The following is a 17,382-nucleotide window of genomic DNA, read 5'->3' as shown; positions in this document are numbered from 1 at the left end:
GTCTAAAACTGACTAACCAACTAATAAGTAATGGATTTAGAAATGAATAAAAAATTATTAGCAGCGGCAATCGCGGCAGCAACCTTCGGTACTCAAGCAGTTGCAGTGGAACTATATAATAACGATGGCACAACATTTTCGATGGGCGGCCACGTTTCTGTTAATTTAAATGGATCAGAGCAAGGTGACACGGATGTGGGTACTAACTCTCCTCGTATCAATATCTCTGCGACACAGGATTTGGGTAATGGCTTCACCGCAGACGCACGTGGTGAATGGGCGCTAAACTACTTAGACGGTGGTGAAGAGTCGTTTAAAACTCGTCTAGGTTACTTAGGTATAACGCATGAGGTTTATGGTCGTGCAGTAGGTGGTACGCAATGGTCACCTTACTACGATGTCGCAGGTATTGCAGATATGCCAATCGCGTTTGCCAACGACTTCATCTATGACGATCATGGAAACCTTGGCACTGGCCGTGCGGATAAAATGCTTTCTTACCGTAATGCCATCGAGCTGGGTGAAGCGGGTGTGATCAACTTTGGTCTTGGTTGGCAGGGTGCAAACGATGATTACACGCGCAACGATGCTGGAGTTATAACTGGCGGTGCTAAATACGATGACCGTGTGCAAGCTGCGCTTTCTTACTCAATCATGGGCGCTAAAATCGGTTACTCTTACAATGGCGGCGATTTCCAGCACCCTGCATATGCAGGTAAGCACACGGCGGAATCACACGTTGTATCAGCATCTTACGGTGCGTACGGCCAAGGCCTATTCCTTGCTGCGGTTTATGGTTCAAACGAAAACATGAACTTCAGTGCAAAAGGCGACCGTTTAGAAGAAAGTGATGCATACGAAGCGATCATCGCATACGCTCTAGCAAACAGCCTAAACTTGAGTGTTAACTATGAGATGGTGGAAGGTAAAGAGTTTAAGAGCTCTAAAACAGAAACTGCTCGTGAAGAAATGGCACTACAAGCAGAATACAACTTCACGCCTAAATTTGTTGGTTACGCGGGTTACCAGTTTGACCTAAATGACGACAATGGTCGTGAAACTGATGACAAATGGGCGTTAGGTGCTCGTTACTACCTATAATAGGATTTAGCGAGAACTATTATTCAGCTCATTGATCTAAAGCCAGCCTCGTGCTGGCTTTTTTGTCTATTTGTTTTACAAATACTTTGCTGTTTCAATTAGATGATACAAAACTCAAAACGGGGTGAATGTCTTATTTTTTACACTAGAGGTTGCTATTTAGTGTCGTTAAGTCAATAGGTTAGATTATGATGGGATTTTTGTTTTGCAGGGAAGAATGATGAGTGTTATTCAAGTTGAAGAAAAGAAAGTAGAAGTGGGTAAAGTGCTTTGTGTTGGACGAAATTACGTTGAACATATTCATGAGCTTAATAATGCAATGCCTGAGCAAATGGTGGTATTTAATAAACCCGCAACTTCCGTATCAACAACTCTGCGTTCATTCCATCAAGAGCCCCTTCATTATGAGGCTGAAATCTGCTTTTTGATCAAGGATGGACGTTATTCAGCGGTTGGTTTGGGATTGGATCTGACCAAGCGTGGTTTGCAATCCTCGCTTAAAAATCAGGGGTTGCCGTGGGAGCGAGCTAAGGCATTTGATGGCTCTGCTGTGTTTAGTCGGTTTGTCTCTTTGGATAACATTGATATCAATGATCTTAACCTTGAGCTCTTAATCAACTGTGTTCGTGTACAAAAAGGTCACGTTAACCAAATGCTCTATCCGCCGCTAACTATCCTGGATGAATTAACCAGTTACACAACACTTCAAGATGGCGATGTAGTGATGACCGGTACACCAAAGGGCGTTGGTGAGGTACATGAAGGTGACATCTTCCTTGGTCGATTAAAGTGTGGCGATGTCACCTTGTTGGAGATTGAGTGGTTGGCGGATTAAAGCCAAATTCGTAGAACGAGAAATACCACCATACTGATAACCGTCGTTAAAAGAACATTTTTAGTAAAATACGCGATTAAAGCAGCTAGTACGGCAGCCAGTAAAAATGGGTTTTGCACATTGACGCTGAGCTCCCCATCTGGAATGAAAACGATAGGTGCCCAGATCGCAGTCAGTACTGCTGGGCTAGCGTAATTGAGTACTTTTTGAGTGCGCGTCCCTAATCGCAATGGTAGCTTGGGTTCTAAAAACAAGTAGCGGCTGGTGAAAACAAGTACCGTCATCAGTAAAATAGCCAACATGATCATTAGCGTTTCTCCTTTACTTGTTCCACAAAGTAACCAGTAAGCATGGCTAAAATGCTTGAAATCATCAAACTTCCCTCAATTTGATAATAGGTTAGGGCAACTGAGCTCACCAAAGCCACAATAACACTCGCGAGCACCGCTGCATTTTTAATGGTGGGTACTACTATCGCGATAAAAGTTGCGGCCACAGCAAATTCCAAACCCATTTCGTTCAGTTCAGGGATTAGACTTCCCGCAATAATGCCCGTCAATGTCGCGACATTCCAAAACAGGTAAAAACTCAGACCAGCCCCAAGTGCATACCAGCGATTAAATTGTTTATCGGAATGGTGGCCTACAATCGCAAACAGCTCGTCAGTAAGTAAGAAGCCGAGTGATAATCGCCATTTTAGAGGGAGCGGTGCAATTTTACTGCGCATCGATACACTGTAGAGGAAGTGTCGAGAGGTGATAAAAAACGTTGTCAGTAACATGGTCACTAGACCTGCTCCCGTTTTAATCATTCCCATCGCGACGAGCTGTGCAGAACCTGCGAACAAAATGGCGGATAGTGCTTGTCCTTCCAAAGGGTGAAGCCCAGTATCAATTGCGAATGAGCCTGCGAGTAAGCCCCAAGGGAGCACTGCGATACTCAAAGGCATCATCGCAAGTGTACCTTGCCAAAATAGCGTGGCTTTTGATTCTTTTTGTAACGGCAAAGTGTGGTCCATAGTTTCTTCTTATTTATTCCTAAATCAGATTACCAAGATAGCTCGGTAGTCGCATAACGCCTTGTACAATATTGCTGCTTTAGCTGTGACGGACGTATTGGCCGGGAGTGACGCCCATGGCTTTTTTAAAGTGTCGATGCAGATGGCTTTGATCATGGAAGCCACATTCTTGTGCCACGTCTGAAATTTTTTGTCCCATTTTTAATAGCTTCTTCGCCATACGTAAACGTTGCTGAATTTGATAGGCATGAGGCGGAAAGTCAAATTGCTTTTGAAACTCTCTCAGTAGATGAAAAGGGCTTAATCCAGACAGTTTCGCGAGTTCTTCTAGTGAGACGTCCGTTTGTGGAAAGTCTTCCAAAAATTCTCTGACGAGCTGCACTTGTCGCTGAGCTCTGGTTGACTCTTTCAGTGGTGCCCGATGAGTGCTGTGTTTACTGGCTAGCTTGATCAACGTGCCGTAAACCAAAGTTTCTCTCAATAAACGGTTGTCTGATTTTTCTAGTGTTTCAAATACCAGTCGTAACTGACTAGCCAGCTCAGGATCGTAAACCACAGGTTGAGGGAAATAGGGTAGAGCTACATTTGGTGAACCAAGCTCTTGTCCTAAAGTTTGAAACTGCTGAGGTACGGGGTACATTGCTTTGTATTCCCAGCCGCCTTCCGAGGCTGAATGCCCGTTGTGTACTTCATCTGCATTAACAAGGATGATGCTGTCCTGTGGCGCGATATGATTCCCGCCAGTCCTAAAAAATTGTTGTGCCCCTTTTTCGATGACACCAATAGTGTAACCTTCGTGGCTATGGCGTGAAAAATTCTGCTTCTCATACTTTGCATCGAGAAGCTCTAAACCTCCGAGCTCTTGAGCTATCTTGAAGGTAGCGATTTCCTTATTCTTTTCTTTCATCTTTATCCGGTCTGCTCAAGAAAATCATTTTAGAAGTGTAACGGATCCATCGTGCTTATTTTTGTACAAAATTGCTATTCGATTTTGATAAACAGGCGAATTGATTGCTATTTTTCGTCTGGGCAAACTATGATTTTTATTTTTTGATTTATCTTGGCTATTTTGGGCTGGATGATGTTATTTTGTTGGTATAACATTCGCCGCCTTGTTGTAGAAAAGCGGTTCCATCATGATTGATTTATCTGTACTTCCTGTTTATCTCACCGCAGTTGTCGCCTTATTGCTCTTACCAGGGCCTGATATGTTGCTGATAGCGAGCTCAAGTATGAGTTACGGTAAGAAGGTCGGTCTGTTTGCTAGCTTAGGCAATGCGACGTCTGGTGTTATTCTTACTTTGCTTGCTGCGATGGGCGTATCTACCCTGATTGCCATGAGCCCAATAGCCCTTAAAGTCCTTCATCTATTAGGTGGCGCTTACTTGTTAAAAATGGGTTGGGACTGCTTACGAGCTGAGGTATCTTCGGCTCCAGAGCTTGATGGTCAAAACAAAATGGCATCAACTTATTATCAGCGTGCTTTGATGAGTAATTTGCTTAACCCTAAAGCCTTGGTCTTTTTTGTGATGTTTTTGCCGCAGTTTGTCTCAAGCAATATCACTGCATCTTCCGGTGAGCAGATGCTAGCGCTAGGGTTATTGTTGAACGTTCTTGGCTTGTCATTCAATTTATTACTTGTTGGGTTAGCAGGCACATTGGGCAAAGGGCTGCTCGAGAACGAAAAATTCCGCACGTATCAACATAAACTAATGGGGTTAGTGTTTGTTATTCTGGCGTTGTGGATGCTGAGTAGTTTCGCCTTGTAAAGTTATCATATTCCATTAGAAAGCCAGCAATTGCTGGCTTTTTGTTTTAGGATATTGGTGTTTCCTAAGGAGAGGATATATGAAGCTTGAATTTTGTTTAAATCCAGATCAAACAGACCTTGATTTTGTTCGTGAAGGTATTCGATCTTATAACCGAGTGCATTTACCTGAAGGGGAAGTGCATGCTGTAGGCTGTTTCGCAAAAGATGAGAATGGCAAGATCATGGGTGGCTTGACTGGCGAAATGTTTAAAAATACGGTGTTTGTTGAGTTTTTGTGGGTAGACGCTGAAAGTCGAACCTCTGGTCTCGGTAGTCAATTAATGTTGATGCTAGAACAAAAAGTAAAGCCTCATGGGGTTACCCATGTTTATTTGGATACCTACAGCTTTCAAGCTCTTGAGTTCTATCTCAAATTGGGTTTTGAGAAAGTGGGGCAGTACTCAGGCTATCCTGCAGAGGGCATCCACAAGTACTTTCTACAAAAGGAAATTGTAGGCTAGGGAAAGCACGGGTTAGCTTGACTTGTTCTAGTGAAAATCAAAAAAGAGGCGCGAATTTGCGCCTCTTGTTGTATCAAATATCTATGTTTCTCTTTGACTTACAAACTTTGCTGGTGCGCGTCGATAAGTTCGTTCATCTTCGCTTCTGCTGCTTGCTGTGCTTGTTCATAGCTCATATCCGCAGGGAAGAGGTTGATGACTTCGTAGTAACATTTTAGTTTTGGCTCAGTACCAGAAGGACGAACAATCACGCGAGATTGATCTTCTAGGTGATAAATCAATACGTCACTTGCTGGTAAGTCAATGGATTCTTCAGAGCCGTCGTCAAACATGCGAACCGATGTTTTTAGATCTTCGGTTACTGCAACTTTTTTACCAGCAATCTCTGTTGGTGGATTGGCTCGGAGTTTGTCGCCGATTGGTGGAGAGTTCGGGTCGAGAGCGATGCTGCGTTGTGCGTTGAAGTAGAAACCGTGCTCGCGGTACAGCTCTTCCAGTTTATCCCACAGTGTTTTGCCTTGCGCTTTAAGCTTGCCTGTTAGCTGTGAAAACGCGACGATTGCAGATAAACCATCTTTATCCCACACCTTGTTACCCACGGTATAACCGAGCGCTTCCTCATAAGCAAACAAGAATGGGTTGGTTTCTGTCTCTTGTTCCATGGCAACGTTAGTAAGCCATTTAAAGCCAGTTAATGTTTGATAGTATTGTGCGCCATGCGCCTTAGCGATGCTGCTCAGCATTCTTGAGGATACGATGGTGTTGCCAACCAAAGCGTTAGGTTGCTGTTCCAACAAGTAATCGCCAAACAGTGAGCCCACCTGATCACCCGTTAGCATTTGATACTCGCCATCTGGGCGTTTAACTGCCACGGCAAAACGGTCCGCATCTGGGTCGTTCGCGCAAGCGATATCGGCATCTACGGACTTACCTAATGCCATCACCATATCCATTGCACCGGCTTCTTCAGGGTTTGGGAAGTTGACGGTTGGGAAGCTTCCATCAGGTTCGCGTTGTTCCTTAACACTTGCCACTTTTTGGAAGCCTGCGTCGGCAAGTAGCGTTTCCGCCATATTCGCGCCAACGCCATGCATCGCAGTGTAAGCGATAGAAATATCGGTGTTGTTGTCAGGAGTAAGCAGCGCGTTTTCATTCATTGTCTTACGGTAAGTTTGGTAGTAGTCGTCTTCCAACCAAACTAACAAACCGTGCTGTTTTGCATCATCGAGAGACATTAAAGGTAATGGCTTCGTTGTTGCGTCATCAATTTTCGCTGCGATTCCAGAGTCGTGCGGAGGAATAATCTGTGCGCCATTCTCCCAATATACTTTAAAGCCATTGTATTCTGGTGGATTGTGGCTGGCAGTAACAACAACAGCAGCCGCAGCATTCAATGTACGGACACCAAACGCAACAATTGGGGTTGCTGCAACGTCATACGTTAGGTAAACCTTGATACCAAGGGCCGTCAGTACGGATGCGGTATCATGCGCGAATTGTTTTGAATCGGGACGACCGTCGTAGCCAATAACGACACCACGACTCGCGGCATCTTTGACTTTCTCAAGCAAATAGTTCCCTAAACCAGTGGCGGTCTCTTGAATCACCAAGCGGTTCATTCGGTTTGGACCTGCGCCCACTTTGCCACGTAAGCCTGCAGTACCAAAGGCAAGGCGTGAGCCAAAGCGATCAGTAAGTTCTTGTTCATTGTTCGTATCGACGAGGTGTTGTAGCTCTTCACGAGTCTTAGGATCAGGGTCTCGTTCTAGCCATTGCGTAATTAGTGCTGTCATATCAGTCATTCCTTAGTAGGGGGAGCCTACTTTCTTGGACACTTCGTTTGGTAAGTATCTCAATGTTTTCTTTTAAATTAATGTAAATGGTTCTCAATTACATTTCAAAGAGGGCAATCGATAAACCGAATTAATTTTTCTTATCCGAACAAAATTTAATCATATTTAATTTCTTGAAGAACCTTGGAACTATAACTAGCCTTTTAACATAAATATAACAAACCGTGTCGAAATCGTAGTTTTTGTGATTTTTCGTAAAGTTGTTCGATATTTGCATCGGGACGCAAGGAAGCTCGCGTAGGCGTAGCGGCTGAGCAGAGGAGAGATCTTTTGAAAAGATTAACGACTACTCTAGCGTTATCACTGAATGTGATTTTAATCACATTTTCCTCTTTTGGTTGGTCAAAGGAAAATGACTACAACATGACAAAAGGGGTCACAGAGATAAGTGGGCAAGTGTATGAATTACATATGCTGATTTTCTATATCTGCTGTGTAATTGCTTTGATTGTTTTTGGTGTGATGTTCTATTCCATCTTCCGTCATCGTAAGTCAAAAGGAGCAGTTGCCGCACATTTCCATGAAAGTACAAAAGTGGAAATTATTTGGACGGTCATACCCATCATCATTCTTGTCGCTATGGCGATTCCCGCAACGAAAACTTTAGTCGCAATGGAAGACACAAGCCAATCGGATATCACGGTCAAGATCACAGGCTCGCAATGGAAATGGCATTACAGCTATTTTGGCGAAGATGTTGAGTTTTTTAGTTTGCTTGCCACCAGCCAAAAACAAATTGATGGAATCGAAGCTAAAGGCGCACATTACTTACTGGAAGTAGACAACCCTTTGGTGTTGCCTGTGAATCGCAAAGTGCGTTTTTTGATGACTTCTGATGATGTCATTCACTCTTGGTGGGTACCAGACTTTGCCGTCAAGAAAGACACCATTCCAGGTTTTATTAATGAAGCATGGACAAGAATTGATGAGCCAGGCGTATATCGCGGCCAATGTGCGGAGCTATGTGGTCGTGCACACGGATTTATGCCGGTGGTGGTGCATGCGATGGAAGAAGAGAAGTTCGATGAATGGCTAGCGAGTAAGAAGCAAGAACTCGCACTTCAAAAAGCGGCGGCACAAGAAGCGCTCTCTCAAGACTTATCTATGGATGAATTGATGTCGCAAGGCGAATCTATATACACGGCGCGCTGCGCTGTCTGTCATCAGGCAAATGGTGAGGGGATTCCGGGTGCATTTCCCGCGATTAAAGGCAGTCCTATTGCAACCGGAGATGTTACAGAGCACATAGATATTATTGTCAACGGTCGCCCGGGCACCGCAATGCAGGCTTTTTCTAATCAGTTAAGTGACAAAGAAATTGGCGCGGTTATCACATATCAACGAAATGCATGGGGCAACGATACTGGCGATACAGTGCAAGCATCCGATGTGAATGCCTTTAAAGCACAAGGCAGTGCTAAGGAGGAAATATGAGTAAGCCAATAGATAAGGCAGTGAAGTCTGCGCCAGCAGAAGCCAGTGCGAACAGTACCATTGCGATTGATGATGGTCACGAGCATCATGCACCCCAGGGCATCACTCGTTGGTTGTATTCTACAAGCCATAAAGACATAGGCACCCTCTACCTTTGGTTTAGCTTTGCGATGTTTCTAACAGGTGGTGCGATGGCTATGATCATTCGTGCCGAACTGTTCCAGCCAGGGCTACAGCTAGTCGATCCGCAGTTTTTTAATCAAATGACCACGGTACACGGTTTAGTGATGGTATTTGGTGCGGTGATGCCAGCATTTACGGGGCTTGCTAACTGGATGATCCCGATGATGATCGGCGCTCCAGATATGGCGCTGCCGCGCATGAACAACTTGAGCTTTTGGATCTTACCTTTTGCATTTCTCATCTTGTTGAGCTCGTTGTTTTTACCTGGCGGCGGTCCTGATTTTGGTTGGACGTTTTATGCTCCGCTGTCCACGACTTATGGCCCGGATAGCACTGCGCTGTTTGTATTCTCTGTGCATATCATGGGTATCAGCTCCATTATGGGCGCGATCAACGTTATCGTGACGATCGTAAATATGCGAGCTCCGGGAATGACTTGGTTCAAGTTACCAATGTTTGTTTGGACTTGGTTAATTACCGCTTTCTTGCTAATCGCGGTTATGCCGGTATTAGCGGGTGCGGTGACCATGGTTCTTACTGACAAATATTTCGGGACTAGCTTCTTTGACGCAGCTGGTGGTGGTGACCCGGTAATGTTCCAACACATCTTTTGGTTCTTTGGTCACCCAGAAGTGTACATCATGATTTTACCGTCGTTTGGAATCATCTCCGCCATTCTGCCTGCTTTCAGTGGTAAGAAGCTGTTTGGTTATCATTCGATGGTTTACGCGACGTGCAGCATTGCATTGTTATCTTTCCTTGTGTGGGCGCACCACATGTTTACCACGGGGATGCCAGTTTTTGCTGAGCTCTTCTTCATGTATTGCACTATGCTGATTGCGGTACCAACGGGGGTTAAAGTCTTTAACTGGGTTGCCACCATGTGGCGTGGAGCTCTGACCTTTGAAACGCCAATGTTGTTTGCCATTGCCTTTATTGTGCTGTTTACCATTGGTGGCTTCTCGGGACTGATGTTGGCGATTGTGCCGGCGGATTTCCAATATCATGACACTTACTTCGTGGTTGCCCATTTCCATTATGTGTTGGTATCTGGTGCGGTATTCTCGATCATGGCAGCAGCATACTACTGGCTACCTAAGTGGACGGGCAATATGTACGACCACAAGCTGAGTTTATGGCATTTCTGGTGCTCAATTATTTCCGTCAATGTCCTGTTTTTCCCAATGCACTTCCTAGGCTTAGCAGGCATGCCAAGGCGCATACCGGATTACGCCATTCAGTTTGCTGATGTTAATCAAATAGTATCAATTGGTGGGTTTGCATTTGGGTTGTCACAACTGATCTTCTTATGGTTGGTGATCAAGTGTATTCGTGGCGGGGAGAAGGCTTCTGCAAAACCGTGGGAACGTGCGGAAGGCTTAGAGTGGACAGTGCCAAGCCCTGCGCCGCATCATACGTTTACTACACCGCCTAAGATTGACTAGCAAAGAGTGGGGTGAGTGACATGAAACCGAATCCATCAAACAAGAAGCTCACCGTGAAGTTGCTTTTGGCGACCCTGTTAATGTTTGGCTTCGGCTATGCACTGGTCCCACTTTATGACGTGATGTGCGACGCACTGGGAATCAATGGAAAGACAAGTGAAGTAGCCGCCATTCAACCGACAGGTATGCAACCGGACATGAGCAGAACTGTTCGCGTGGAGTTTATGGCGCATGTCAGCCCAGATATGCCTTGGGAGTTTAGACCCAAAGTGATTTCGATGGATGTTCACCCAGGTGAAGTCGTACAAACCGAATACCTTGCATTTAATGAAAGCGGGCAGAAGTTGGTGGGGCAAGCCGTTCCTTCTGTTTCTCCCGGGACTGGAGCTGCTTACTTCAATAAGATTGAGTGTTTTTGTTTTAACCAGCAGCCTCTGGATGGTAAACAGCAAGCTCAAATGCCGTTGATTTTTTATATCGAACCGGACTTGCCGGAGTCTATACACACGTTAACGCTGTCTTACACACTCTATAAACTTCCCCCTCCTACAGGCTCTTAGCCACTCAGGGAGAGAGATACAGACCAAGGTTGGTCAGTAAGGAGAGAAATTATGAGTAACAAGCCAGGAACATATTATGTTCCCGCTCAAAGTAGCTGGCCGATCATCGGTGCATTTGCTCTGTTTTTGGTTGCTGTTGGCGCGGGCATGACCGTCCAGGGGACACAAAGTGACGGTGCAGTGGGAACCATTGGTGGCATTGTGCTAGCGGTGGGCTTCTTGTTCTTGCTTTACATGTTGGCTGGTTGGTTTAGTAATGTGATTACTGAATCACTGAGTGGAAAATACAGCTCGCAAATTACTCGTTCTTTTCGCCAAGGAATGAGCTGGTTTATCTTTTCTGAAGTGATGTTTTTTGGTGCCTTTTTTGGTGCCTTGTTTTACGCCAGAATGATTTCTGTGCCTTGGTTAGGTGGGGCAGATAATAACTTCATGACCAACGAAGTCCTGTGGCCAACCTTCGAAGCGATGTGGCCACTCACACTGACACCGGGGGGAGAAACAACACAAGCTATGCCGTGGCAGGGCATACCCCTTACCAATACTATCTTGCTGCTATTGTCGTCTATTACGCTACATATGGCGCATATAAGCCTTGAACAAGACAAAAGAACGGCACTGATTGTTTGGTTAGAGATAACCATCGTACTTGCTGGCTTTTTCCTATATTACCAAGCGGTTGAGTATGTTCATGCTTATCAAGACATAGGGCTCACGTTGCAGTCCGGTATTTACGGTAACACGTTCTTCATGTTGACGGGGTTCCACGGTTTACACGTTTGTCTTGGGACTATCTTCTTGATCGTGCTGCTGTTCAGAATCGCTAAAGATCACTTTTCGCCAAAGAACCATTTTGCCTTTCAAGCCGGCAGCTGGTATTGGCATTTCGTGGATGTGGTTTGGTTATGTCTGTTTGTGTTTGTTTACGTACTTTAGGCGCAGTGTGAACTCTTGGTTCGACTAATAAGGGCGAGGGTTTGGTGCTAGCCAACCCGAGCTGAGCGCAATAAGCAAAAGGACGACCACCAAAGCGGAGAACATGACTCGACGGCCTAAGTAATGACTCATGGGTTTGTCTCTTTTTTCAGGATTATCTGGGTCTTCACGAACCATTTCGATAAGCGCTTTTGCGAGGTTGAAGATAATGAAAAGCAGCAAAAGGACAAGCGTCAGTTTGAATAGAAATACGGTGGACATGGCACCTCCGGTTTCATCATTGTTGTTATCAAGACAATTATGGCTATCGAAACGGTTTTGGGTTGCAGTTGGTTTAACTGTGGTTGTGTTTTCTCTTTTGGTCAAACTGGGTTTTTGGCAGTTTGAGAGAGGGCAAGAAAAACAAGCATTGGAACAAGCCATTCTCGCGCGTGCGGATAGTGCGTACCAAGCACTAAGCGTCGTTCTTGAAGACAACGACTGGCGAGAGGAAAGTATCCTCGGGAAAAAAGTGGAAGTTAATGTTGTTCCTCAGGCGTTTCCCGTAATTTTGTTAGACAACCAAACGCATCAAGGCAGTGTGGGATATTTAGCATTTCAGATTGTATTGACGAGCGATGAGCCTAGTACCTATGCGTTATTGGAGCTTGGTTTTGTCGAGGGAAGAGCAGATCGCTCAATGTTACCAACGGTCACCAAACTCGATAATTCGATTTTCATCACAGGACGCCTGTACCGAAAATCTACTAATCCACTGAGCTCAGAGTTAATGCCGGAAGTTGGCGATGTTATTCGCGTGCAAAACCTAAACATCGCGCAATTGAATCAGCTACTGAATATTGAACTTATGCCCGCAGTCTTGCAGCCAGACAATTTAACTCGTTGGCCCTATGACTTTCCTTGGAATCCATTACCACTCAATAGTGCCAAACATTTTGGCTATTCGATTCAATGGTTTTCGATGGCAGGTGTTTTCTTAATACTGACTTTAATTGTTTTTGTTCGTTGGCAAAAAAAGTTGCGTCACATGGAGGTGAAGCATGACATCTAAAGTAACCAAAGGACGACTAATGTTGATTGCGCTGGTTTGTACGTTCGCGCTTCCCGCTGTCATTGCAAAAGTCATTCTCACACAAGGGTGGTATCAAAGCGGAGTGACCAATAGAGGCGAGTTAGTCGAACCATACACGACGTTAGAGCAGCTTGGTCAAGAGTCACCTCTCAAAGACCATGGTTGGCAACTCGCTTATGTATTGCCTAACGAATGCACTGAACAGTGTAAACAGCAGCTTTACCTGCTTCAGCAAAGTCATGTTGCTTTAGGTAAGTATCAAGAGCGAGTAGTGCCAGTCGTTTGGCAGACTGAGCATTCAGATCCCATGGAAGTATCGATGTTAGCGATGCAAATGAATGAATTGGTTACCGCAAAAGTGAAACCTGGGCAAATGTTGATCGTTGATCCTCTTGGGCAACTGGTGATGTCTTACTCGCCGAAACCAAATGAGGACTTAGTCCTATTGAATAAAGGTATGTTGGCGGACTTACGCAAGCTCTTAAAACTGTCACGAGTCGGTTAGAGGAAGTGCATATGAAATTAATTCAGTTGGTTAGATTCAGTTTGCTGCTAACTCTCGTGGTGATCATGTTAGGGGCATATACTCGCCTTTCAGATGCAGGGTTAGGTTGCCCGGATTGGCCTGGTTGTTATGGGCACTTTTCTGTGCCGCATCAAGAAGAAGACGTCATACGTGCTAACCTGAACTTCCCCGAGCGGGCAGTAGAGCATGAGAAAGCATGGCTTGAGATGATTCATCGCTATTTTGCGGGAACGTTAGGTTTAGTCATTTTTGCGATGGCAGCGATATCAATAAGGTCTGAGCGTGTAAATTCAACCATTCCGATGTTGCTAAGCGTATTGGTGATTGGGCAGGCACTTTTGGGAATGTGGACAGTTACTCTTAAATTAATGCCCGTCATCGTGATGCTTCACTTGCTCGGTGGTTTTGTTTTATTGGCGTTACAGGCGATTTTTTACTGCCAATTAAAAGCGCAAAACAATCTCTATTTCTCTCCATCTTCTAGCTCTCTGAGAGGCTTTTCATTGTTGGTTTTTCTGGTCGTTTTGGTGCAAGTGCTCCTTGGAGGGTGGACTTCGTCAAATTATGCTGCGCTGATGTGTACCACACTGCCGATTTGTGAGGGAGACTGGATGAGCCATCTCTCATGGAAAGAAGCGTTTTCTTTCTGGCAAACTGGATTCGAGAATTATGAATTTGGTGTTTTGGAGTATCCGGCAAGAATGACTATACACGTCACTCATCGTATAGGCGCTATTGTTACCGCCACCGTGGTATTGGCTTATAGTATTGGGCTTATGAGGCAAGATTCTCATCATTCACAGAGAATCGGAGGGTGGTTGTTATTCACTCTGGTGTGCCAAATTATGCTGGGTGTAAGCAACGTAGTATTTCAACTTCCTATCTATGTCGCGGTGGCGCACAACCTTGGTGCCGCTGTTATGTTGAGTCTCGTTTGTGTTAGCCAGTTTTACTTGTGGCAGGGTAAAACGGCTTGGAATTACACCGCGAAAGGAGTTCGCTATGAGTAAAGAAATCGCGCTGTCGTTAAATGGGCGAAAGCGACTAAGTTCCGTTTATTTGAAGTTAACGAAACCTAAAGTGGTGGCGTTAATGTTGGTGACGGCAGTAGTAGGGATGAGCTTAGCCCCGGTTGATGATTTCCCCTGGTTGCAGGCGGTAGTTGGCCTAACGGGGATTGGTCTGATGGCCGGGTCTGCGGCAGCGTTTAATCATCTAATTGACCGCCGAATTGATGCGAGAATGGCACGCACACACAAACGACCATTGCCATCGGGTGAGACTAAGCCATCATCGGTGATAGCCTTCGCTACAGTTTTAGGTGTCTTAGGGTTTGTACTTCTATATGCGATGGTCAACCCGCTGACGGCATGGTTGACTTTGATGAGTTTGCTCGGCTATGCGATGGTATACACAATGTACCTCAAACGTGCTACGCCCCAAAATATCGTCATTGCAGGGATTGCCGGTGCGATGCCGCCTCTTCTCGGTTGGACTGCTGTAACAGGGCAATTACATGCGAATGCTTGGCTGCTCGTGATGATCATTTTTATCTGGACGCCACCACATTTTTGGGCTCTCGCTATTCATCGTGTCGAGGATTACCGCAAGGTAGATATTCCCATGCTGCCAGTGACACACGGCATTGAGTACACCAAAACTTCTATTCTGTTGTATACGGTGCTATTGACTTTGGTTTGTGTTCTACCGGTTTTGGTTGGCATGGTCGGCGTGGTGTATCTTTTTGCCTCGCTACTACTCAATGTTGGCTTTATGTACCATGCATGGAAGCTAAAATATGCACCAGAGCCAAATACCGCGATGGAGACGTTTAAATTCTCTATCTATCATCTTTTGGCGTTGTTCATTGCATTGCTTTCGGATCACTATATTGGTTTTTAACCTCTCTTAAAACAGAAAACGCCGCGTGGTTCGCGGCGTTTTTGGTTTTGATACTTTGGCTTTAAGACAAAGCTTTCTAGATTTATTGAATTTCTAGCAGTTCAACATCAAAGATCAAAACACTTGCTGGTGGAATTGGGCCAGAGCCACTCTTACCATAGCCAAGCGTGCTTGGTACGAAAAGGCGGATTTTCTCACCTTCTACCATGTATTGTAGACCTTCTTGCCAGCCTTTAATGACTTGGTTAAGACCAAATGAAATCGGCTCACCACGATTAACAGAGCTATCGAATACCGTTCCATCAATCAAGGTGCCGTGGTAGTGTACTTTTACTTTACTTGTTGCAGTTGGGTGAACCTCACCTTCGCCTTTTTCAAGAACCATGTATTGAAGGCCACTTTCTGTTGTGATAACGCCTTCTTTTTTCGCATTTTCTAGTAAGAATGCTTGGCCTTTGGCAAAGTTTTCATCCGCTACTTTATGGTTTGTCCAAGTACGGTAAATGAAAAAGCCCGCCAAAATAAAAATAATAAGAGGAAACAAAAATTTAGACACGTAATCTCCTTGTCTATTTAGGTTGTTTTAGCAAAAAGTTGATGGTTTCTGCCATGGCTTCAACGCTGTCATGACCACCAGTAATCACTTGATATTTTCCGTTTACGATAAAGGCTGGAACGGAGTTAATTTGGCCGCGAGTCGTGATCGCTTCTGCCTTAGTGATGTACTCAAACAGCGTTTTTTGCTGTGCTTCATCTAAATGGTAAGGGCTGATAAGGTTGCGAGACTCAAAGGCTTTCTCTACGGCGATTTGGCGTTCCTCAGCCGTTGCATCGGCACCCATTTGCACAGCAGTAAAAAGATCCGCCATAAACGCTTTATCTGGTGTTGATTCAAGCTGCATTACGGCAGTATAGAAGATGATGGCGCTCACTTGTGCACTTTCATTGAACGTTACATGCATTTTTTCAACGCTTTGATCGGTCAATGATTCAATTTGAGGGACAAACTCTTCCATTGAGCGGCAGTGGCCACAAGTTAAAGAGAATGCTTCAGTCAGGGGAGCTAAATCATATTCTTCAAGGGATACTGGCAAAACTTCGTATTGTTTGCCTTGCTGAGGCTGACTCTTGCCGCTATCGCATGCCGACAAAGCCATTACGGCAACAACAACAGCAAAGCCTTTCGATATGGTTTTTAACATAGTAGTGCTCTAAATGAGAAATTTGCGTTAGTTTATCGGTTAACGATAGTGACTAAAACCATTAAATAACAATAAAGTGAGACCATTGGTAACAGACTTTGCCTGACGTATGGACTGTAAGGGTAGGGTATTTTAGTGTTGCGTTTTATTTGAGAGATGATTTTGCATTGACTCCAGTGGCATGAACGCTGCATAGACAAACCAGTCGGTGGACAAAAGCGCTAAAGATTCGGCGTGTTTTGTCGACACAATGAACAAGAGTTTTTCTACGTTGGTAATGGTATGAAGCATTGGTTTTTAATTGTTTGTGGCATTCTGGCCGGGTGCAGCAGCCTCGATCAAGATATGGTCCCTGGTGGGAACATTTTAGATACAGCTCCTAAATCAAACACTGAGCTGAGACACCCAGAGTGGGGATACCCGAGCGCATCCAATGTGGCTTCTTCCCCTCGTTCATATCAAACGGCGAGGGCGTCAGTAAAAAAGTCGCAAAACGTGACCTCTCTGGAAATGTTCCTGAGCAGGCATAACATTCCTCACGAGACGCTCAGTGGTGGTCACCTGATGATACGTTTGAAAGAGCAAGTGCATTTTCAAACGGGTTCTGCACGGTTATCTGCTCAATCTCAAGACTGGATTCGAAACATTGGTCACTATCTGGCTGGAAGAACTGATGTTGATGTCGTGATTGATGGTCATGCGGATAGCACGGGAGCTGAAAGCTTCAATGACACGCTATCTGAAAAGCGAGCTCGTGAAGTAGAAAAACAACTATTGGCGACGAGTATTCCACGTCAACGAGTGTTTTCTAGAGGCTTCGGAGAGTATGTACCGAAGTGCAGCAATGTGACAGCGAGTGGTAAAGCTTGCAATCGGCGCGTAGAGCTAACATTGATCGTGGATGAATAACGCAGACGTTAGGCGGTAATCTTCGTTGTGTTGTTCTCGCATACCCGTTATTTGCTTAGTGGAGTTTAAGTTCGGAGTTGAGCAAGAAGACTGAATAAGGAAAGCTCGCACGGCAACATTTAGCTAGAAAAAATA

General features: G+C 44.9%; 20 protein-coding genes. 13 read left to right on the top strand and 7 right to left on the bottom strand.

Annotation, left to right across the window (positions count from 1 at the left end; translation table 11 throughout):
- Positions 1 to 42 precede the first annotated feature (42 nt).
- Entirely contained in the window at positions 43 to 1,101 is a 1,059-nt protein-coding gene (locus KI742_RS08115) for a porin (RefSeq protein WP_042521502.1), read from the top strand.
- A gap of 220 nt (positions 1,102 to 1,321) precedes the next feature.
- Positions 1,322 to 1,936 carry a fumarylacetoacetate hydrolase family protein gene (locus tag KI742_RS08110; RefSeq protein ID WP_017635857.1) on the top strand — a complete coding sequence of 205 codons (615 nt, stop codon included), beginning with the start codon at positions 1,322 to 1,324 and terminating at the stop codon, positions 1,934 to 1,936.
- On the opposite strand, the gene KI742_RS08105 is transcribed toward KI742_RS08110, so the two are convergent.
- From KI742_RS08105 to KI742_RS08095, 3 genes are all read right to left on the bottom strand, one after another.
- Positions 1,933 to 2,244 carry an AzlD domain-containing protein gene (locus KI742_RS08105; RefSeq protein ID WP_005385193.1) on the bottom strand — a complete coding sequence of 104 codons (312 nt, stop codon included), beginning with the start codon at positions 2,242 to 2,244 and terminating at the stop codon, positions 1,933 to 1,935. The genes KI742_RS08110 and KI742_RS08105 overlap by 4 nt on opposite strands.
- Positions 2,244 to 2,954, bottom strand: a complete 711-nt coding sequence (locus KI742_RS08100) for an AzlC family ABC transporter permease (protein WP_005375526.1) — start codon at positions 2,952 to 2,954, stop codon at positions 2,244 to 2,246. Before KI742_RS08100 ends, KI742_RS08105 begins: the two co-directional genes overlap by 1 nt.
- A gap of 79 nt (positions 2,955 to 3,033) precedes the next feature.
- On the bottom strand, positions 3,034 to 3,861 hold the full coding sequence (locus KI742_RS08095; RefSeq protein WP_054574396.1) for an AraC family transcriptional regulator: 828 nt from the start codon (positions 3,859 to 3,861) through the stop codon (positions 3,034 to 3,036).
- A gap of 229 nt (positions 3,862 to 4,090) precedes the next feature.
- On the opposite strand from KI742_RS08095, the gene KI742_RS08090 reads away from it, so the two are divergent.
- Both KI742_RS08090 and KI742_RS08085 read left to right on the top strand, forming a co-directional pair.
- On the top strand, positions 4,091 to 4,723 hold the full coding sequence (locus KI742_RS08090) for a LysE family translocator (RefSeq protein ID WP_285385723.1): 633 nt from the start codon (positions 4,091 to 4,093) through the stop codon (positions 4,721 to 4,723).
- Positions 4,724 to 4,802: 79 nt separating this feature from the next.
- Positions 4,803 to 5,225, top strand: a complete 423-nt coding sequence (locus tag KI742_RS08085; protein ID WP_285385721.1) for a GNAT family N-acetyltransferase — start codon at positions 4,803 to 4,805, stop codon at positions 5,223 to 5,225.
- A gap of 98 nt (positions 5,226 to 5,323) precedes the next feature.
- On the opposite strand, the gene KI742_RS08080 is transcribed toward KI742_RS08085, so the two are convergent.
- On the bottom strand, positions 5,324 to 7,018 hold the full coding sequence (locus tag KI742_RS08080) for a phospho-sugar mutase (protein WP_017635860.1): 1,695 nt from the start codon (positions 7,016 to 7,018) through the stop codon (positions 5,324 to 5,326).
- Between the two features lie 330 nt (positions 7,019 to 7,348).
- Here KI742_RS08080 and coxB point away from each other — a divergent pair, with 330 nt between their 5' ends.
- Genes coxB through KI742_RS08060 form a run of 4 tightly spaced genes read left to right on the top strand, consistent with a single transcriptional unit; the run spans position 7,349 to position 11,636 of the window.
- Positions 7,349 to 8,512 (top strand): cytochrome c oxidase subunit II, encoded by a 1,164-nt coding sequence (coxB, locus tag KI742_RS08075; protein WP_017821602.1) that lies wholly within the window; start codon positions 7,349 to 7,351, stop codon positions 8,510 to 8,512.
- Complete coding sequence (gene ctaD, locus KI742_RS08070) at positions 8,509 to 10,140, top strand: cytochrome c oxidase subunit I (protein WP_005375510.1); 1,632 nt, start codon at positions 8,509 to 8,511, stop codon at positions 10,138 to 10,140. The genes coxB and ctaD overlap by 4 nt, the downstream gene beginning before the upstream one ends.
- 20 nt (positions 10,141 to 10,160) lie before the next feature.
- On the top strand, positions 10,161 to 10,700 hold the full coding sequence (locus tag KI742_RS08065) for a cytochrome c oxidase assembly protein (protein ID WP_005385211.1): 540 nt from the start codon (positions 10,161 to 10,163) through the stop codon (positions 10,698 to 10,700).
- A gap of 51 nt (positions 10,701 to 10,751) precedes the next feature.
- Positions 10,752 to 11,636 (top strand): cytochrome c oxidase subunit 3, encoded by an 885-nt coding sequence (locus tag KI742_RS08060; RefSeq protein WP_005385214.1) that lies wholly within the window; start codon positions 10,752 to 10,754, stop codon positions 11,634 to 11,636.
- A 24-nt stretch (positions 11,637 to 11,660) separates the two neighbouring features.
- Here the strand turns inward: KI742_RS08060 and KI742_RS08055 are convergent, their stop codons facing one another.
- Positions 11,661 to 11,897: a DUF2909 domain-containing protein gene (locus tag KI742_RS08055; RefSeq protein WP_005375504.1), complete on the bottom strand. Its 237-nt coding sequence runs from the start codon at positions 11,895 to 11,897 to the stop codon at positions 11,661 to 11,663.
- On the opposite strand from KI742_RS08055, the gene KI742_RS08050 reads away from it, so the two are divergent.
- Genes KI742_RS08050 through cyoE form a run of 4 tightly spaced genes read left to right on the top strand, consistent with a single transcriptional unit; the run spans position 11,896 to position 15,136 of the window.
- Entirely contained in the window at positions 11,896 to 12,687 is a 792-nt protein-coding gene (locus tag KI742_RS08050; RefSeq protein ID WP_031777208.1) for an SURF1 family protein, read from the top strand. The two genes, KI742_RS08055 and KI742_RS08050, sit on opposite strands and share 2 nt — an antisense overlap.
- On the top strand, positions 12,677 to 13,213 hold the full coding sequence (locus KI742_RS08045; RefSeq protein ID WP_017635864.1) for a hypothetical protein: 537 nt from the start codon (positions 12,677 to 12,679) through the stop codon (positions 13,211 to 13,213). The genes KI742_RS08050 and KI742_RS08045 overlap by 11 nt, the downstream gene beginning before the upstream one ends.
- An 11-nt stretch (positions 13,214 to 13,224) precedes the next feature.
- Positions 13,225 to 14,244 (top strand): heme A synthase, encoded by a 1,020-nt coding sequence (locus KI742_RS08040; protein WP_033906821.1) that lies wholly within the window; start codon positions 13,225 to 13,227, stop codon positions 14,242 to 14,244.
- Positions 14,237 to 15,136: a heme o synthase gene (cyoE, locus tag KI742_RS08035; protein ID WP_005375639.1), complete on the top strand. Its 900-nt coding sequence runs from the start codon at positions 14,237 to 14,239 to the stop codon at positions 15,134 to 15,136. Before KI742_RS08040 ends, cyoE begins: the two co-directional genes overlap by 8 nt.
- A gap of 82 nt (positions 15,137 to 15,218) precedes the next feature.
- Here the strand turns inward: cyoE and KI742_RS08030 are convergent, their stop codons facing one another.
- Positions 15,219 to 15,692 (bottom strand): FKBP-type peptidyl-prolyl cis-trans isomerase, encoded by a 474-nt coding sequence (locus KI742_RS08030; RefSeq protein ID WP_005375638.1) that lies wholly within the window; start codon positions 15,690 to 15,692, stop codon positions 15,219 to 15,221.
- 13 nt (positions 15,693 to 15,705) lie between these two features.
- Entirely contained in the window at positions 15,706 to 16,338 is a 633-nt protein-coding gene (locus tag KI742_RS08025) for a thiol:disulfide interchange protein DsbA/DsbL (protein WP_005375635.1), read from the bottom strand.
- A 282-nt stretch (positions 16,339 to 16,620) separates the two neighbouring features.
- On the opposite strand from KI742_RS08025, the gene KI742_RS08020 reads away from it, so the two are divergent.
- Positions 16,621 to 17,247 (top strand): OmpA family protein, encoded by a 627-nt coding sequence (locus KI742_RS08020; protein ID WP_225477758.1) that lies wholly within the window; start codon positions 16,621 to 16,623, stop codon positions 17,245 to 17,247.
- The last annotated feature ends 135 nt before the right edge of the window (positions 17,248 to 17,382 follow it).

The organism is Vibrio sp. D417a (assembly GCF_030248595.1).
GTDB lineage: Bacteria > Pseudomonadota > Gammaproteobacteria > Enterobacterales > Vibrionaceae > Vibrio > Vibrio alginolyticus.
This window is presented reverse-complemented; position numbering and strand designations above follow the sequence as displayed.

Excerpts from the sequence above, each read along its gene's own strand:
- KI742_RS08115 (WP_042521502.1), top strand. The coding sequence starts at position 43 with ATGAATAAAAAATTATTAGCAGCGGCAATCGCGGCAGCAACCTTCGGT.
- KI742_RS08110 (WP_017635857.1), top strand. The coding sequence starts at position 1,322 with ATGAGTGTTATTCAAGTTGAAGAAAAGAAAGTAGAAGTGGGTAAAGTG.
- KI742_RS08105 (WP_005385193.1), bottom strand. The coding sequence starts at position 2,244 with ATGATCATGTTGGCTATTTTACTGATGACGGTACTTGTTTTCACCAGC.
- KI742_RS08100 (WP_005375526.1), bottom strand. The coding sequence starts at position 2,954 with ATGGACCACACTTTGCCGTTACAAAAAGAATCAAAAGCCACGCTATTT.
- KI742_RS08095 (WP_054574396.1), bottom strand. The coding sequence starts at position 3,861 with ATGAAAGAAAAGAATAAGGAAATCGCTACCTTCAAGATAGCTCAAGAG.
- KI742_RS08090 (WP_285385723.1), top strand. The coding sequence starts at position 4,091 with ATGATTGATTTATCTGTACTTCCTGTTTATCTCACCGCAGTTGTCGCC.
- KI742_RS08085 (WP_285385721.1), top strand. The coding sequence starts at position 4,803 with ATGAAGCTTGAATTTTGTTTAAATCCAGATCAAACAGACCTTGATTTT.
- KI742_RS08080 (WP_017635860.1), bottom strand. The coding sequence starts at position 7,018 with ATGACAGCACTAATTACGCAATGGCTAGAACGAGACCCTGATCCTAAG.
- ctaD (WP_005375510.1), top strand. The coding sequence starts at position 8,509 with ATGAGTAAGCCAATAGATAAGGCAGTGAAGTCTGCGCCAGCAGAAGCC.
- KI742_RS08065 (WP_005385211.1), top strand. The coding sequence starts at position 10,161 with ATGAAACCGAATCCATCAAACAAGAAGCTCACCGTGAAGTTGCTTTTG.
- KI742_RS08060 (WP_005385214.1), top strand. The coding sequence starts at position 10,752 with ATGAGTAACAAGCCAGGAACATATTATGTTCCCGCTCAAAGTAGCTGG.
- KI742_RS08050 (WP_031777208.1), top strand. The coding sequence starts at position 11,896 with ATGGCACCTCCGGTTTCATCATTGTTGTTATCAAGACAATTATGGCTA.
- KI742_RS08055 (WP_005375504.1), bottom strand. The coding sequence starts at position 11,897 with ATGTCCACCGTATTTCTATTCAAACTGACGCTTGTCCTTTTGCTGCTT.
- KI742_RS08045 (WP_017635864.1), top strand. The coding sequence starts at position 12,677 with ATGACATCTAAAGTAACCAAAGGACGACTAATGTTGATTGCGCTGGTT.
- KI742_RS08040 (WP_033906821.1), top strand. The coding sequence starts at position 13,225 with ATGAAATTAATTCAGTTGGTTAGATTCAGTTTGCTGCTAACTCTCGTG.
- cyoE (WP_005375639.1), top strand. The coding sequence starts at position 14,237 with ATGAGTAAAGAAATCGCGCTGTCGTTAAATGGGCGAAAGCGACTAAGT.
- KI742_RS08025 (WP_005375635.1), bottom strand. The coding sequence starts at position 16,338 with ATGTTAAAAACCATATCGAAAGGCTTTGCTGTTGTTGTTGCCGTAATG.
- KI742_RS08020 (WP_225477758.1), top strand. The coding sequence starts at position 16,621 with ATGAAGCATTGGTTTTTAATTGTTTGTGGCATTCTGGCCGGGTGCAGC.